General features: G+C 42.9%; 14 protein-coding genes. 13 read left to right on the forward strand and 1 reads right to left on the reverse strand.

Annotated features, from left to right (window positions below; all coding sequences use genetic code 11):
* The first annotated feature begins 8 nt into the window (after window positions 1-8).
* The 6 genes from ilvB (at window position 9) to EDD59_RS01210 (ending at window position 7,484) form a co-directional block, all read left to right on the forward strand.
* Window positions 9-1,688 (forward strand): biosynthetic-type acetolactate synthase large subunit, encoded by a 1,680-nt coding sequence (gene ilvB, locus EDD59_RS01185; protein WP_132378065.1) that lies wholly within the window; start codon window positions 9-11, stop codon window positions 1,686-1,688.
* A 45-nt stretch (window positions 1,689-1,733) separates the two neighbouring features.
* Entirely contained in the window at window positions 1,734-2,816 is a 1,083-nt protein-coding gene (gene serC / locus EDD59_RS01190) for a 3-phosphoserine/phosphohydroxythreonine transaminase (RefSeq protein ID WP_132378067.1), read from the forward strand.
* Window position 2,817: 1 nt separating this feature from the next.
* On the forward strand, window positions 2,818-3,981 hold the full coding sequence (locus tag EDD59_RS01195; protein WP_132378069.1) for a phosphoglycerate dehydrogenase: 1,164 nt from the start codon (window positions 2,818-2,820) through the stop codon (window positions 3,979-3,981).
* Between the two features lie 192 nt (window positions 3,982-4,173).
* A complete protein-coding gene (locus EDD59_RS01200) occupies window positions 4,174-5,562 on the forward strand; it encodes a hydroxymethylglutaryl-CoA lyase-like TIM-barrel protein (protein WP_132378071.1) in 1,389 nt (462 codons plus the stop codon).
* Between the two features lie 21 nt (window positions 5,563-5,583).
* A complete protein-coding gene (locus EDD59_RS01205) occupies window positions 5,584-6,243 on the forward strand; it encodes a GntR family transcriptional regulator (protein WP_132378073.1) in 660 nt (219 codons plus the stop codon).
* A gap of 44 nt (window positions 6,244-6,287) precedes the next feature.
* Window positions 6,288-7,484 carry an NADP-dependent isocitrate dehydrogenase gene (locus tag EDD59_RS01210; RefSeq protein ID WP_132378075.1) on the forward strand — a complete coding sequence of 399 codons (1,197 nt, stop codon included), beginning with the start codon at window positions 6,288-6,290 and terminating at the stop codon, window positions 7,482-7,484.
* Between the two features lie 142 nt (window positions 7,485-7,626).
* Here the strand turns inward: EDD59_RS01210 and EDD59_RS01215 are convergent, their stop codons facing one another.
* Complete coding sequence (locus EDD59_RS01215) at window positions 7,627-9,573, reverse strand: ABC-F family ATP-binding cassette domain-containing protein (RefSeq protein WP_132378077.1); 1,947 nt, start codon at window positions 9,571-9,573, stop codon at window positions 7,627-7,629.
* 175 nt (window positions 9,574-9,748) lie between these two features.
* On the opposite strand from EDD59_RS01215, the gene EDD59_RS01220 reads away from it, so the two are divergent.
* From EDD59_RS01220 to EDD59_RS01250, 7 genes are all read left to right on the forward strand, one after another.
* Window positions 9,749-10,396, forward strand: a complete 648-nt coding sequence (locus EDD59_RS01220) for a redox-sensing transcriptional repressor Rex (RefSeq protein ID WP_132378079.1) — start codon at window positions 9,749-9,751, stop codon at window positions 10,394-10,396.
* A 231-nt stretch (window positions 10,397-10,627) separates the two neighbouring features.
* A complete protein-coding gene (locus EDD59_RS01225) occupies window positions 10,628-12,133 on the forward strand; it encodes an NAD(P)H-hydrate dehydratase (protein WP_132378081.1) in 1,506 nt (501 codons plus the stop codon).
* Window positions 12,130-13,296: an alanine racemase gene (alr, locus tag EDD59_RS01230; RefSeq protein WP_132378083.1), complete on the forward strand. Its 1,167-nt coding sequence runs from the start codon at window positions 12,130-12,132 to the stop codon at window positions 13,294-13,296. Before EDD59_RS01225 ends, alr begins: the two co-directional genes overlap by 4 nt.
* A gap of 120 nt (window positions 13,297-13,416) precedes the next feature.
* Window positions 13,417-13,782 (forward strand): type II toxin-antitoxin system PemK/MazF family toxin, encoded by a 366-nt coding sequence (locus tag EDD59_RS01235; protein ID WP_132378221.1) that lies wholly within the window; start codon window positions 13,417-13,419, stop codon window positions 13,780-13,782.
* A gap of 94 nt (window positions 13,783-13,876) precedes the next feature.
* Window positions 13,877-14,608 (forward strand): YebC/PmpR family DNA-binding transcriptional regulator, encoded by a 732-nt coding sequence (locus tag EDD59_RS01240; RefSeq protein ID WP_132378085.1) that lies wholly within the window; start codon window positions 13,877-13,879, stop codon window positions 14,606-14,608.
* Between the two features lie 11 nt (window positions 14,609-14,619).
* The gene (locus tag EDD59_RS01245; RefSeq protein WP_132378087.1) at window positions 14,620-15,378 is read left to right on the forward strand and encodes a CFI-box-CTERM domain-containing protein; all 759 of its coding nucleotides are present in this window, start codon (window positions 14,620-14,622) and stop codon (window positions 15,376-15,378) included.
* A gap of 135 nt (window positions 15,379-15,513) precedes the next feature.
* The gene (locus EDD59_RS01250; RefSeq protein ID WP_132378089.1) at window positions 15,514-16,248 is read left to right on the forward strand and encodes a ClpP family protease; all 735 of its coding nucleotides are present in this window, start codon (window positions 15,514-15,516) and stop codon (window positions 16,246-16,248) included.
* Window positions 16,249-16,285: the final 37 nt, after the last annotated feature.

Consider the following 16,285-nt stretch of genomic DNA (forward strand, 5'->3'; position numbering starts at 1 on the left):
GGAGTATCATGTACATATCTGGAGCAGAAATCGTCATTGCATGTTTAAAGGAGCAGGGTGTGGATACGGTTTTCGGGTATCCGGGCGGTGCTATCCTGAACCTATATGACGCTTTATATAAACATAGTGATGAAATCCGACATATTCTGACCTCACACGAACAAGGGGCAGCCCATGCGGCAGACGGATATGCAAGGGCAACAGGCAGGCCAGGTGTCTGCTTTGCCACCAGCGGTCCGGGAGCAACCAATCTGGTAACGGGAATTGCCACGGCATATATGGATTCTATTCCGGTTGTGGCAATTACCTGCAACGTAGGGGTTTCCCTTTTGGGGAAGGACAGTTTTCAGGAGATTGATATTGCGGGAATCACCATGCCTATTACGAAACATAATTATATTGTAAAGGATGTCACGAAACTGGCCGAAACCATCAGAAAAGCGTTTTGTATTGCACAGACAGGACGCCCAGGTCCGGTTCTAGTCGATATCCCAAAGGATATAACAGCAGAAAAAACAGATTATAAACCAGCAAAAATTGAGTCGATAGTGCCGATTCCTGAAGATATTTCTGAAAAAGAGATTGAAAAGGCGGTTTCTATGATAAATAAGTCCAGAAGGCCATATATTTTTGTGGGAGGCGGAGCAGTCCTCTCAGGGGCCGACAAGGAATTGATGGAGTTTGTAAATAAGTCGGATGCACCTGTTACAGATACCTTGATGGGAAAAGGGGCATTTCCGGGGACAGATAAAAGATATACCGGTATGCTGGGAATGCATGGTACAAAAACCTCCAATTACGGAGTAAGTGGGTGTGACCTCCTGATTGTTGTCGGGGCGCGGTTCAGTGACCGGGTTACAGGAAATACAAAAAAGTTTGCAAAAAATGCTAAAATACTGCAGTTTGATGTGGACGAAGCCGAGATGAACAAAAATGTAATTATAACAGAAGGTGTTACAGGTGATATTAAAGAGGTCCTAAAAAAGGTCAATGAGAAGTTGAAACAGCAGTCACATCCGGAATGGATGAATAAGATTCAGGAATATAAAAGAAAATATCCTCTTCAATATCATGAAAGCGTATTATCCGGCCCCTTTATAGTGGAAGAGATTTACAGACAGACAAAGGGAGATGCACTTATTGTCACAGAGGTTGGACAGCATCAGATGTGGGCAGCCCAGTATTATCAGTATACAAAGCCGCGCACACTGATTACTTCAGGTGGCCTTGGAACCATGGGGTATGGTCTGGGGGCAGCCCTTGGGGCAAAGACAGGATGTCCGGAAAAGCTGGTGGTAAATATTGCCGGTGACGGATGCTTCCGTATGAATATGAACGAAATTGCCACAGCTGTCAGATATCAGATTCCGGTGATTCAGGTGGTAGTCAATAATCATGTACTGGGGATGGTCCGCCAGTGGCAGGATTTGTTCTACGAAAAGCGCTATTCTTCAACAGTAATAGAAGATGCGGTTGACTTCGTGAAATTGGCAGAGGCTATGGGAGCAGAAGGTATCCGCGTCACTACCCGGGAGGAATTTGAAAAAGCATTTACAAGGGCGCTTGAGCTCAATAGGCCAATTGTCATTGATTGTCAAATCGACAGTGATGAAAAGGTATGGCCCATGGTGGCACCGGGAGCAGCAATCAGTGATGTATTTGACGAAAGTGATATGAAACAAGAATAAAGCAGGCAGCAACGGGCGACAGTAGAGAACCCAGGAGGATTAAAAATGAGCAGAGTTTACAATTTTTCAGCAGGTCCGGCAGTATTACCCGAGGAAGTATTGAAGTCAGCAGCGGAAGAAATGCTGGATTATAATGGTACAGGAATGTCGGTTATGGAAATGAGCCATCGCAGCAAGGCGTTTGAGGAAATTATCGAAACAGCAGAAGCAGATTTGCGGGAACTCATGAATATTCCTGACAATTATAAAGTCCTTTTCTTACAGGGGGGAGCTTCCCAGCAATTTGCAATGATACCTATGAACCTGATGAAAAATAAAGTGGCAGATTATATTATAACAGGTCAGTGGGCAAAAAAGGCTGCCGGTGAAGCGGCAAAATACGGGAAAGTTAATAAAATAGCCTCTTCCGAGAATAAAACATTTTCCTATATCCCGGACTGTTCGGATATTCCTATATCAGAGGATGCAGATTATGTGTATATCTGCGAAAATAACACTATTTACGGCACTAAATTTAAAGAGCTTCCAAATACAAAAAGCAAGACTCTTGTGGCGGATGTGTCCTCCTGCTTTCTGTCTGAACCAGTGGATGTGAGCAAATACGGGCTGATCTATGGCGGTGTACAGAAGAATATCGGACCTGCAGGGGTGGTTATTGTTATTATCCGGGAAGACCTGATCACAGAAGATGTTCTGCCGGGCACTCCATCCATGCTTACATATAAGATACATGCAGATGCAAAATCTCTTTATAACACGCCCCCTGCCTATGGAATTTATATTTGCGGCAAGGTGTTTAAATGGCTGAAGGAAATGGGGGGGTTGGAAGTCATGAAAGCCCGCAATGAAAAAAAAGCAAAGCTTCTATACGATTTTCTGGATCAGAGTAAGTTATTTAAAGGAACCGTGGAGGTGAAAGACCGCTCCCTTATGAATGTTCCTTTTGTCACTGGAAATGCTGACCTGGATGCAAAATTTGTAAAAGAATCAAAGGAAGCAGGGCTTGAGAATCTAAAAGGGCACAGAAGTGTAGGTGGTATGCGTGCAAGTATTTATAATGCTATGCCCTATGAAGGAGCAGAGGCGCTTGTTGCATTTATGAAGAAATTTGAGAAGGAGAATTTGTAAAATGTATAAGTATCATTGCCTGAACCCAATTGCCCCTGTGGGTTTGGAAAAATTTGACGAGGACTTTACAGGCACAGAAAAAGTCCAGGATGCCGATGCAATTCTGGTTCGGAGCGCTTTAATGTGTGACATGGAATTTGACAGTAAGCTAAAAGTAATTGCCCGTGCGGGGGCAGGGGTCAATAATATTCCCCTGGAGAGGTGCGCCGAAGAGGGGATTGTTGTATTTAACACTCCCGGCGCCAATGCCAACGGTGTTAAAGAACTTGTCATCGCGGGGATGCTTCTTGCAGCTCGTGATATTATAGGCGGAATCAACTGGGTGCAGGAGCATGAAGAAGACGGAGATATTGCAAGGATTACAGAGAAGAAGAAAAAGCTTTTTTCCGGAACTGAACTGGACGGGAAAAAGCTGGGTGTCATCGGTCTGGGAGCTATCGGTGTTCTGGTGGCAAATACGGCAACCCATCTGGGGATGGAAGTATATGGGTATGATCCTTACGTTTCTGTAGATTCAGCGTGGAAGCTTTCCAGAAGTATCCAGCATGCAAAAACAGTAGATGAGCTTTATAAAGAATGCGATTACATTACCATCCATGTTCCCGCTACAAATGACACAAAGGGGATGATTGATAAGGATAGTATCAGTCTTATGAAAAAGGGTGTGGTGATTTTAAATTTTGCAAGGGATATTCTTGTAAACGGAGAAGATATGGTGGATGCACTGGTATCCGGAGCAGTAAAGCACTATGTGACGGATTTTCCAACTCCTGAGATAGCTGGGGTCAAAGGGGCAATTGTGATTCCTCATCTCGGTGCATCCACGGAAGAGTCCGAGGATAATTGCGCAAAAATGGCAGTAAAGGAAATCATGGATTACCTGAAAAATGGAAATATTGTACATTCTGTAAATTATCCGGACTGCGATATGGGAGAGAAGGGAGAAAACCCCAGGATTACGATTCTTCACCGTAATATTCCAAATATGCTGGGACAGTTTACTGCATTGCTTGCAAAAGCTAATATGAACATTTCTCTTTTAACCAATAAAAGCAGAAAAGAATATGCATATACTATGATAGATACGGAGGGAGAAGTCACCGAAGAAGTCGAAAAGGCGATTTCACAGATAGATGGTGTGCTTAAAGTAAGGGTTCTTTTATAAAAATGTCAATAAAAATGCTGTGCAATGACCTGCAGGTCATGGTACAGTATTTTTATGTAAAATGAAACTTTATTCCAGTTCAGTGCGTTAATGTATTGACAAAGAGTGTATAACTGTATACAATTATACACGGATGCAAAACGCAGAATATTACGATTGACTTGCAGTCTAAGCACAGGAGGTAAAGAGAACATGGAAGAAAGAAAAGTATTTTTGAACACGCATACAAATTTATTGGAATTGGAAGAACATATGTACCCGCTCGTAGATGTGGATTCTCCCAATACATTTCAAAATTTGTTCCGGTATGATCAAATACCTAAAATTGCTTTTAACGATAGAATCGTTCCTCATCATATGCCGGACGAAATATGGCTCACAGATACAACCTTCCGTGATGGACAGCAGTCACGGGCCCCATATACAACAGAACAGATTGTAACAATTTATGATTACCTGCATAAATTAGGCGGCCCGAATGGAAAAATCAAGCAAAGTGAGTTCTTCCTGTACAGCAAGAAGGACAGAGACGCAGTATATAAATGTCTGGAGAAGGGGTATAAGTTTCCGGAAGTTACAAGCTGGATACGGGCCAGCAAAAAGGACTTCGAACTGGTGAAGAATATCGGACTGAAAGAAACAGGTATTCTTGTAAGTTGTTCGGACTACCATATTTTCTATAAACTTAAGATGACTAGAAAAGAGGCACTGGAGCATTATCTGTCTGTGGTACGTGAGTGTATGGAGACGGGGATCAGGCCAAGGTGCCATCTGGAGGATATTACAAGATCTGATATATACGGATTTGTGATTCCTTTCTGCGTTGAGCTGATGAAGCTTAGGGAAGAGTACCAGATTCCGGTGAAAGTCCGTGTCTGTGATACTCTTGGGTATGGAGTGAATTACCCGGGAGCAGTAATCCCCAGGTCAATCCCGGGTATTATTTACGGCCTTATGACACACGCAGGTGTTCCAAGTGAGCTGATAGAGTTCCATGGCCACAATGATTTCTATAAAGCGGTAAATAATTCTACTACAGCCTGGCTTTACGGTTCCTCAGGGGTAAACTGTTCTTTGTTCGGGATCGGAGAACGCACCGGCAATACGCCCCTGGAGGCTATGGTATTTGAGTACGCACAGCTCCGCGGTACTCTGGACGGGATGGACACCACCGTTATCACAGAGCTTGTAGAATATTATGAAAAAGAATTAGGCTACCGGGCTCCCTCAAGAACTCCCTTTGTGGGAAAAAATTTTAACGTAACAAGAGCGGGAATTCACGCAGACGGTATGCTGAAAAATGAAGAAATTTATAATATATTTGACACCGATAAGTTTTTAAACCGTCCGGCTCTGGTTTCCGTATCCAATACATCGGGAACTGCAGGTATTGCTTATTGGATTAATACATATTATAAACTTCCACCTAAAAGGCAGGTTGACAAAAGCTCTGTGCTTGTACAGGAAATTAAAAAATGGGTAGATAAAGAATATGAAGATGGGCGTATTACAGTTTTGACAGATGATGAATTAGTTGCTAAAATAAACAATGTATGCGGCAACCTGCACATTGAACTCTAATTTTGGAGGAAATATAATAACATGGAAGAATATCAGGATCATTCTCTGAGTGGACGTGTTTTTCAAAAGATCCGGGAAGACATTCTTAAAGGCAAGTATGAGGAGCACGACGAATTAAGAGAAAACACAATTGGAAAGGAGCTTGGAGTAAGCCGGACGCCCGTGCGTGAAGCACTTAGACAGCTTGAGCTGGAGGGTTTAGTTTCTATTATTCCAAATAAAGGTGCATATGTAACAGGAATCTCAGGGAAAGATGTGAGAGATATTTATGTTATCCGCTCCATGCTGGAAGGGCTTTGTGCCAGATGGGCAACTGAGAATATAACGGCGGCACAACTGGATGAGCTGGATGAAATTATGCTGCTCTCCGAATTTCACATTAAAAAAGAAGGAAACATCAATCCGGAACAGGTAACAGAGCTGGACAGCAAATTTCATAACGTTTTGTATGAGGCATCTGACAGCAGGATACTTTCTCATGTGCTGACAGATTTTCACGGATACGTTAAGAGGGCCCGCAAGTTTTCTGTAGTGTCGGAGGAGAGGGCAAGAAAGTCCATACGGGAACACAGGCAGATATTGCGTGCAATCAAAGAGAAAGATGCCGATTTAGCAGAACAGCTGGCAAATGAACATATGCTGCATGTAATGCAGAACCTGAAAAAACAGGGATATGAGTAAAACACTTGGCGAAACATTGAACATTTAACGAGGAGACTGACGAGATGGAAAAGATTAAGATGAGTACCCCTATTGTTGAGATGGACGGAGATGAGATGACGAGAATACTCTGGAAGATGATTAAAGATAATCTTCTGGAGCCGTACATTGAGCTGAATACAAAGTATTATGACCTGGGTCTGGAAAAGAGAAATGAGACAAATGATCAGATTACAGTTGACTCGGCCAATGCTACTAAGAAATATGGGGTAGCCGTCAAATGTGCGACCATTACACCAAATGCAGCGCGCATGAAGGAATATGACCTGAAAGAAATGTGGAAAAGTCCAAATGGGACGATCCGTGCAATTCTGGATGGGACTGTTTTCCGGGCCCCTATTGTTGTGAAGGGCATTGAGCCCTGCGTAAAAAACTGGAAGCAGCCAATCACTATTGCAAGACATGCATATGGGGATGTTTACAAAGGCTCTGAGATGAAAATACCGGGACCGGGGAAAGTGGAGCTTGTTTATACAGCAGAAGACGGATTGCAGACAAAAGAGCTGGTGCATAATTTTACCGGAGAGGGGATTGTACAGGGAATGCATAACCTCAACTGGTCAATTCAAAGTTTTGCGAGAAGCTGCTTTAATTATGCTCTGGATACAAAGCAGGATATCTGGTTTGCCACAAAGGATACAATTTCCAAAAAGTATGACCACACATTTAAAGACATCTTCCAGGATATTTATGATACAGAATACGATGAAAAGTTTAAGGCTGCTGGGATTGAATATTTCTACACTCTGATTGATGATGCGGTAGCCAGAGTTATGAAGTCAGAGGGCGGATACATCTGGGCGTGCAAAAATTATGACGGGGATGTAATGAGTGATATGGTATCATCCGCATTTGGCTCACTTGCCATGATGACATCTGTGCTTGTATCTCCGGAAGGTTATTATGAATATGAGGCAGCTCACGGAACTGTGCAGAGACATTATTATAAGCATCTGAAAGGAGAAGAAACGTCCACTAACTCTGTGGCAACCATTTTTGCATGGACAGGAGCACTCAGAAAACGCGGCGAACTGGACAAAAATAAAGAATTGATGGAATTTGCAGACAGGCTGGAAAAAGCGACAATTGATACAATTGAAAATGGAAGCATGACAAAAGACCTTGCTTTGATTACAACCATAGCAAATCCCACTGTGCTAAATAGCGAGGACTTCATAAAGGCAATTGCCGATCGGCTGTAGAGCTTGACAATCTTAATTTAAAGGTTATTCATTATGATATGAGCAAGCGATATATAGGTTCTATGGAGCTATTCATAAAAAAACGGTAAACATAATAAAAAGAGACAATAAAATCAAGAAAAGTACAGAAGAAGGGGGCTGGCTAAATGCTTGCCAGTTCCTCCCATCTTTCATAGAGTTCTTCCAATTCTTTTGCCTTTTCGGCTTTTTCTAGAGATAATTCCTGACATTTGACAGAATTAGAATAGATATCCTTCCTCGTCATAAGCTCATCAATTTCTGTATTTCTGTCCTCAAGAGCGGCAATGCGCTCCTCAGTCTTCTTCAATTCATTCTGCCGTTTTCGCTCTTTTGCCTGCAGCTCTTTCTGCTCCTGCCAGCTTAATTTTCCTTCTGATACAGATTCTGCCGCACCTGCACTTAACGGCTTTCCATTTGAAGGCACGGTGGAGGAGGAGCCTGATGAAGCGTAGGCTTTCGTCAGCTCATCTTTCTTTTCCAGATAGTAGTCATAGTTGCCGATATAATTTACAAAGGTCTGGCTCACAAGTTCCAGGATACGAGTGGCGGTCTGATTGATGAAATAGCGGTCATGGGACACATAAAGGAGAGTTCCTGTGTAGTCGTTCAATGCTTTTTCAAGAATCTCTTTTGAAGTAATGTCCAGGTGATTTGTGGGCTCATCCAATATCAGAAAATTTGCTTCAGAGAGCATAAGTTTTGCAAGAGATACTCTACCTTTCTCGCCGCCGCTCAAGTCTCCGATCAGCTTATAGACATCGTCACCGGTGAACTGGAATGCGGCCAGTGTACTGCGTATCTGAGTGTTGGTCAGAGACGGATACTCATCAGAAATCTCATCAAATATATTTTTTTGCTCATGGAGAACATGGTGCTCCTGATCGTAGTAACCAATAGTAACCTTTGATCCCAGTGTAAAGGAACCTGTATCCGGCGGGTGAACCTGATTTAAAATTTTTAGAAGGGTAGTTTTCCCTGTCCCATTGTCGCCGATTACAGCCACGTGCTCGCCCCGTCTGATTTCAAAGTTGACATTCCTAAACAGAGTCTGACTTCCGAAGCTCATTGACAGTCCTTCCACCCGCAGTACATCATTGCCGCTGATGCAGGAGGGCTCCAGGGAAAAATGCATTTCTCCCGCCGCTTCACGGGGTTTTTCTATAGGAGTTATCTTGTTCAGCATTTTTTCACGGCTCTGGGCACGCCGTATGGACTTTTCACGGTTGAACTGGCGGAGCTTTTCTATAACAGCCTCCTGGTGTTTGATTTCATGCTGCTGATTTAGATATTCTTTCATCATCGCGTCGCGTATCTGCTGTTTCTTGTCGGCATAAGCTTTATAGTTACCCGAATACATACGGATAGCGCCGTTTTCTATCTCAATTACCTTTGATACCACACGGTTTAGAAAGAACCTGTCGTGGGATACGATGAGCACGGCACCGGGGTAATTTGTCAGATAGGTTTCCAGCCATGTAATAGAATTTAAGTCCAGATGGTTTGTGGGCTCATCCAACAGCAGTATATCCGGTTTTGTGAGAAGCAATTTGCCAAGGGACACTCTTGTTTTTTGTCCCCCGGACAATGTAGCAGTCTGTTTGTCAAATTCCTCCTCCTGAAATCCCAGGCCTTTCAGAACTCCAACCAATTCACTTTTGTAGGCATAACCGTTTTCCGACTCGAACCGGGACATCAGCCGATTATATGTGGAAAGTCTGTTTTGTAATTCTTTACCTTTTAGAAGTTTTAATTCTTTTTCAATATCCCGGATCTGTTGTTCAAGCTCAATGATGTCTGCCTTTGCAGTTTTTACTTCTTCATAAATGGTGCGGCCAGGCTCCAAATCCTGCTGCTGGGCCAGGTATCCTAAAGTTTTGCCCTTTGTCAGTATAACTTCACCGCTATCCAGGGGTTCTTCCTTTATAATCATTTTTAATATGGTTGACTTTCCTGCCCCGTTTACCCCTACCAGTGCGGCCTTTTCTCTGTCCTCTATGTGGAATGCGCCATCTTTTACAATCAGCTGTTCGCCGAAGAATTTATTAATATTATGACATGCAAGTATCATAAGAATCCTCCTTGATTTGTGGTTACAGTTTAACTGCAGATCAATTCCTCTGAACCGCAGCATATTTACACACTTCTTTAATTATAGCGAAAATACTATAAAATACAACTAAAAATTGACTTTATGGATACTATTCTATATAATAAACCTAGACTAAATTTGGAGGAAAACAGTAGTGGAAGATAGAGAAATATCACGCGCAGTGATTGGGAGACTACCAAGATATTATCGATATCTGGGTGAATTGTTGGATGAAGGTGTAGAGCGTATCTCTTCTAGTGATCTAAGCAAGAAGATGCGTGTTACAGCATCTCAGATTCGCCAGGATTTGAATAATTTCGGTGGTTTTGGCCAGCAGGGATACGGATATAATGTCAAATACCTATACACAGAGATAGGTAAAATATTGGGACTGGACCGGACACACAATATTATTATTATAGGAGCCGGAAATCTTGGACAGGCTCTTGCCAACTATGTAGGGTTTGAAAAAAGCGGTTTTATATTGAAAGGTCTTTTTGATGTAAACCCAAGGCTGGAGGGCGTTACAATACGCGGTATACCAATCAGAAGGATGGATGAACTCAAAGCTTTTATCAGACACAATGATATTGAAATAGCCGTTCTGACAATCCCAAAGTCGAAGGCGGAAGAGGTGGCTGGGGTATTGGTCGAAGGCGGCATTCAGGGAATCTGGAACTTTGCACATACAGATTTGGTTCTGCCTGATAATGTAATAGTAGAGAGCGTGCATTTATCTGATAGTTTATTAGAACTCTCTTATAACATCAGCAGCTCGGAAAAAGACACAGAAAATAACTGACAATGCAGGACGTGTAATAAAGACGGCAGTCTTTTTACACGTCGTTTCACATTTTGCAACTGTTCAGAACCAAGCAGATATATTTAGAAATACTCCGTGAAAGCTTGCTTTCTAAGGTGTATTTCTAAATATATCTATTTGGCGAGAGCCAAACAGTGAGAAAACCGTAGATTTTCGAGCTTGGTTCTGAGCAGTTACATTTAAGAATTGATTTAGGAGGATGATAGAAAGATGAGATATCTGCCAACAGGAGAATGGATGCAGAAAGCAGACAGGTACACAATTCAGGAGATTGGTATTCCTTCCATGGTGCTGATGGAACGGGCGGCGCTTAAAACCGTTAATATTATGGAAAGGAAACAGGTGAATCTGGACAAAACGCTGGTTGTCTGTGGTTCGGGAAATAACGGAGGCGACGGTTTTGCCATTGCACGACTGTTGAAAGAAAAAGGATATGAAGTGACTGTCTCTTTCATTGGCAGAGAGGCTTCTATGAGTGAGGATTGCAGACAACAGTTGAAAATCGCTGAAAAATGCGGTGTTTCTATAGTAACATCCATAAAGCGGGAGGAATATACTAGTGTAGTGGATGCAGTTTTTGGAGTGGGATTGAACCGGGATATTGCGGGGACTTACCGGGAGAACATTGAAAAGATGAATCATCTGCCGGGACAGAAGGTTGCTGTAGACATCCCCTCGGGTATTTGCTCTGCTACAGGAAAGGTATTAGGGACTGCCTTTTCGGCAGATCTGACAGTGACTTTTGCATGTGAAAAGCTGGGGTGCATCCTGTACCCCGGACATGTGTATGCAGGGGAGAGCGTTGTTGCAGACATAGGTATCAGCAGGAAGATTTTTGAAAAAGACTCCTCTGTCTGCTATACCTTTGACGAGACAGATCTGCCAAAACTGCTTCCAGTAAGGAAACCAGATTCTCACAAGGGTACCTATGGCAAAGTACTGATGATTACCGGGAGTTCAGGGATGGCGGGGGCGGCCTACTTAAGTGCAAAGGCGGCATATATTACCGGTGCAGGACTGGTACAGATTTACACAGCAAAAGAAAACAGGGGTATTTTGCAGCAGCTTTTGCCGGAAGCTATTATTTCCACTTATACAGAATATGATGTAGAAAACCTGCACAGGCTTCTCGGCTGGGCCGATGTTGTGTGTATAGGGTGCGGTCTGGGGAGGACAGATATTTCGGAAAAGCTTGTTATTGAGACTGTGAAGTCGACCAAAACTCCCTGTGTTGTCGATGCGGATGCTTTGTATGTGCTGGGCCGGCATATGGAACTTTTAAAAGGGCAGGAGTGGCCGTTTGTCCTGACGCCTCATATGAAAGAGATGACTGGTCTGCTGGGATGCGCCGTACAGGAGCTCCAGGAAAAGCGCTTTGAAAAAATTCGGACGTTCACAGAGCAATACGGTGTGGTTTGCGCCCTGAAAGATGCACGGACTTTAGTATCAAAGATGCACAGACAGATATTTGTAAACATAGCCGGCAATAGTTCTTTGGCTAAAGCCGGATCCGGAGATGTACTTGCAGGTGTGATTGCCGGTCTCATGGCTCAGGGCCTTGATTGTTATGAGGCTGCTGTCTGCGGGGTATATCTGCACGCCTGCGGAGGAGACGAGGCAAGGGAAGCGAAGTGCTCCTACAGTACATTGGCGGAAGATTTAATTACAGGAATTGGGACCTGTATAAAAAAAACAGAGGAGAAGATGGCAAAATGAAGCAATACAACAGAGTGTATGCCGGGATAAATCTGGATGCAGCAGTTTACAATATGGAGCAGATGAAGAAGAACATTGGAGACGGAGCTCAGATGGTTGCTGTTCTTAAGATGGATGGATACGGGCATGGAGCCGGCCCTCTTGCCAGGATCTTTGAAGAAAAAGAATATATATGGGGATATGCCACGGCGAGTCTGGAGGAGGCTGTGTCTCTTAGAAATACTGGTGTGAAAAAACCGATTCTGGTTTTGGGCTGTATTTTCCCTGACCAGTATGAGGATATGCTCTGCAACGATATCCGTGCTACAGTTTATATGAAGGACATGGCCCGGGCTATGTCTGAGGCTGCTGCCAAATTAGGCAAAACGGCGTATTTTCATATCAAGATTGATACGGGGATGGGAAGGCTTGGATTCATGCCAAATGCCAGGAGTGTAGAGGATATCTGTGAAATAAGCAGTTTCCCGAATGTAAAACTGGAAGGAATATTCACGCATTTTGCGAAAGCTGATGAGACAGACAAAAGCTACACAATAGAGCAGCATGAAAAGTTTATGTGGATGGAGAAGTTACTGAAAAGTGAAGGGGTAAACATTACATATTATCACTGTGACAACAGTGCGGGAATCATTGATTTCCCGGAAATGAAACATAATCTTGTGCGGGCAGGAATCTCTATCTATGGGATATATCCTTCTGACGAGGTTTCTACGGAGTCAGTACATTTAAAGCCTGTGCTTGAACTGGTCAGCCACATTACCTTTGTGAAAGAAGTTGAGGCGGGAACCTCGGTAAGCTATGGCGGTACTTTTGTGGCGGAGAAAAAAATGAGGGTGGCAACCATTCCTGTGGGTTATGGGGACGGTTATTCCAGAGGGCTTTCTAATAAAGCAGACGTGCTGATACATGGAAAGCGCGCCAGAATACTGGGACGTGTCTGCATGGATCAGTTTATGGCCGATGTCACTGATATACCTGAGGCAAAGTACATGGATCCAGTTGTGCTTATTGGCTTTGACGGTGAGGAGCACATTTCTGTAGAAGAATTAAGCAGTATATGCGGGCGTTTTCCCTATGAGTTTTTATGCTGTCTTGGAAGGCGGGTTCCCAGAGTTTATACAGAAAATGGAGAAGTTGTAGAACAGGCAGAGTATCTGTCCTAAGGTTTAATACATTGGTTTATAAAAAATCACCCCGGTCAATTTTTCTGCCGGTTTGCATACATCCGAAAAAAAGCGGGAATACTCAAGTATCAAAGTGAAGAATCGGAGTGTGAAATGGTTTTGGTAATTAAAAGAGGAGATATATATTACGCGGATCTAAGTCCTGTTGTGGGGTCGGAACAGGGAGGCATCCGTCCGGTGCTGGTTATTCAGAATGATGTGGGGAACAAACACAGTCCCACAGTTATCTGTGCAGCAATTACATCCAGGATGAATAAAGCAAAATTGCCGACCCATATTGAAATCAGTGCACAGAAATATAATATAGTAAAAAATTCTGTGATACTGCTGGAGCAGATACGTACCATCGATAAACAGAGACTGAAGGAATTTGTCTGCCATGTAGACAGCCAGATGATGAGGAGAGTAGACGATGCAATCAGAATCAGCCTGGAACTTCCTACATATACAGAAAGGAATATGTGAAGAAAGAATTGAAATATCACAAAAAGAATGATAAAATTGTAAGGCGAGCTTAACAGACAGAGTACGTTAAGAAAAGAAAAAGAGGAGATTTGAGATGTCAGGACATTCTAAATTTGCAAACATTAAACATAAAAAAGAAAAAAATGATGCCGCAAAGGGCAAGATTTTTACCAAGCTTGGACGTGAACTTGCCGTTGCGGTAAAGGAGGGGGGCGGTCCGGATCCGGACAATAACAGCAGGCTGCGTGATGTGATTGCAAAAGCGAAGTCCAATAACATGCCCAATGATACCATTGACAGGAACATTAAGAAGGCTGCCGGGGAAGGTGCAGGGGACAATTATGAGCATATTACATATGAAGGTTATGGACCGGGGGGCACGGCGATCATTGTAAAAACATTGACAGACAATAAGAACCGCACTGCTTCTAACGTAAAGAATGCATTTACCAAAGGAAGCGGAAATGTAGGGACTCCGGGGTGTGTATCCTTTATGTTCGATGAAAAAGGACAGATACTGGTTGACAGAGAAGAGTGTGATATGGATGTAGATGAACTGATGATGCTAGCTCTGGATTCCGGAGCGGAGGACTTTTTGGAGAATGATGACAGCTACGAAATTATTACATCATCGGCTGATTTCAGTGCGGTCCGTCTCAAACTGGAGGAAGCGGGAATTGTCATGGCAGATGCCGAGATAACCATGATTCCTCAGACCTATGTGGAACTGCCGAATGAGGAAGATATCAAAAATATTCAAAAGACATTAGATTTACTTGATGAAGATGATGATGTACAGGATGTCTATCATAACTGGGACGAGTAAAGGAGAAGAAAATGGATCAGAAGAATCTACAGGCCAATATGATTTCCCTGTTTCAGGAAACAGGGAAATATGCTCAAAAATTCCATAAAAAAACTTATGAATCGGATATGGAAACTCTCAAAGAAAGATACAGCAATCTTCTTGATGAAATAAAGGGCATCATTGAGGAGTCTGACGATGATATGGAGGAAATTGCAGCCTATGTTCCTGACTATGTGGCAGAACAGCTTTCAAATATATCCTCAAAAAGAAAGAAAGATATCGCATGTCTGGACAATAATATGAATATGGTATCTTACTATGTTCCTCTAATGGGAGAGATTATCAGTGTAAAAACCAAACCTTTTACAGAGAAGATGGTGGAGATTTGGAACAAAAATATGCCGGAGTATAAGATTGGCCATTCCACCCGGGAACACATCCAGGGAGGATTTAAAAAGGGACTGTTCTGTTATATTACAACTGCAGTCTGCAGAAGCCTTAACAAGACTGATGATTGTTATGAACTGACACTTCTTCGTGACTACAGGGATCATTATCTTATGAATTCTGAAAATGGCGAGGAACTTGTAAAGGAATACTACAACATTGCACCAACAATTGTAAAGAGAATAGACACAGGAGACAATTCGGCTGAAGTATATGCCAGAATCTGGCAGGACTACTTAAATCCCTGTATTCATTTGATTGAAGAAGAAAAGAAAGAAGAATGCAGAGAGTTATACAGTGATATGGTTCGGAAACTAGAAAAGAAATACTTATATTCTTGATGTAAACCAAATGGTATGGATGTATACAATTTACATTCATACCATTTTTGTAACCTGAAGTCGGTATAATTCCGGCCTTTTCTCCAGACACTATCCTTATAAAAACAGGTAACTGTATCGGAAAGGCAGGATAATATGGAATATGATTTGAACAACAACCAGGAAGAGCAAATTCAGGAAAAGCAGGCGGCAGAAAATGAGGAAATAGAAAACACAGGCACCTTGCGGCTTGGAAAGGAAAAGGGCAGGCACAACATTCAGCTTATTACCATTATCGGTGAGATTGAGGGGCATGAAGCTGTTTCGGGAAATGTAAAGGCCACTAAGTATGAACATTTAATTCCCCGCCTTGCGGAGGCGGAGGACAATGATGACATAGAAGGGATTTTGATTTTACTGAATACCCTGGGAGGCGATGTGGAGGCAGGGCTTGCCATTTCGGAAATGATAGCATCTTTAAGCAAACCTACAGTTTCACTTGTCCTTGGGGGGAGCCATTCCATTGGAGGCCCTCTCGCAGTTTCAGCGGATTACTCTTTTATTGTCCCCACCGGAACTATGATTGTGCACCCGGTGCGCTCTACAGGGATGTTTATCGGGGTGATTCAAAGCTACCGAAATATGGAAAGAACCCAGGATCGGATTGCGAAATTCATAGCCGATCATTCCCGCATTACAAAAGAACGTCTGGAAGAGCTGATGCTGGATTCCACGCAGCTTGTAAAAGATGTGGGGACTCTTCTGGAGGGGGATGAGGCTGTTAAAGAAGGCATTATAAATGAGGTCGGAGGCATCAGCCAGGCTCTGGGAAAGCTCCATGAGATGATAGAGGAAAAGCAAAATAAACTACTAATGTCTAGTAAGATATGATATACTAAAATAAGTATGTGTAATTATCAAGGGGGAA

It is taken from the genome of Muricomes intestini (genome assembly GCF_004346165.1).
GTDB lineage: Bacteria > Bacillota > Clostridia > Lachnospirales > Lachnospiraceae > Muricomes > Muricomes intestini.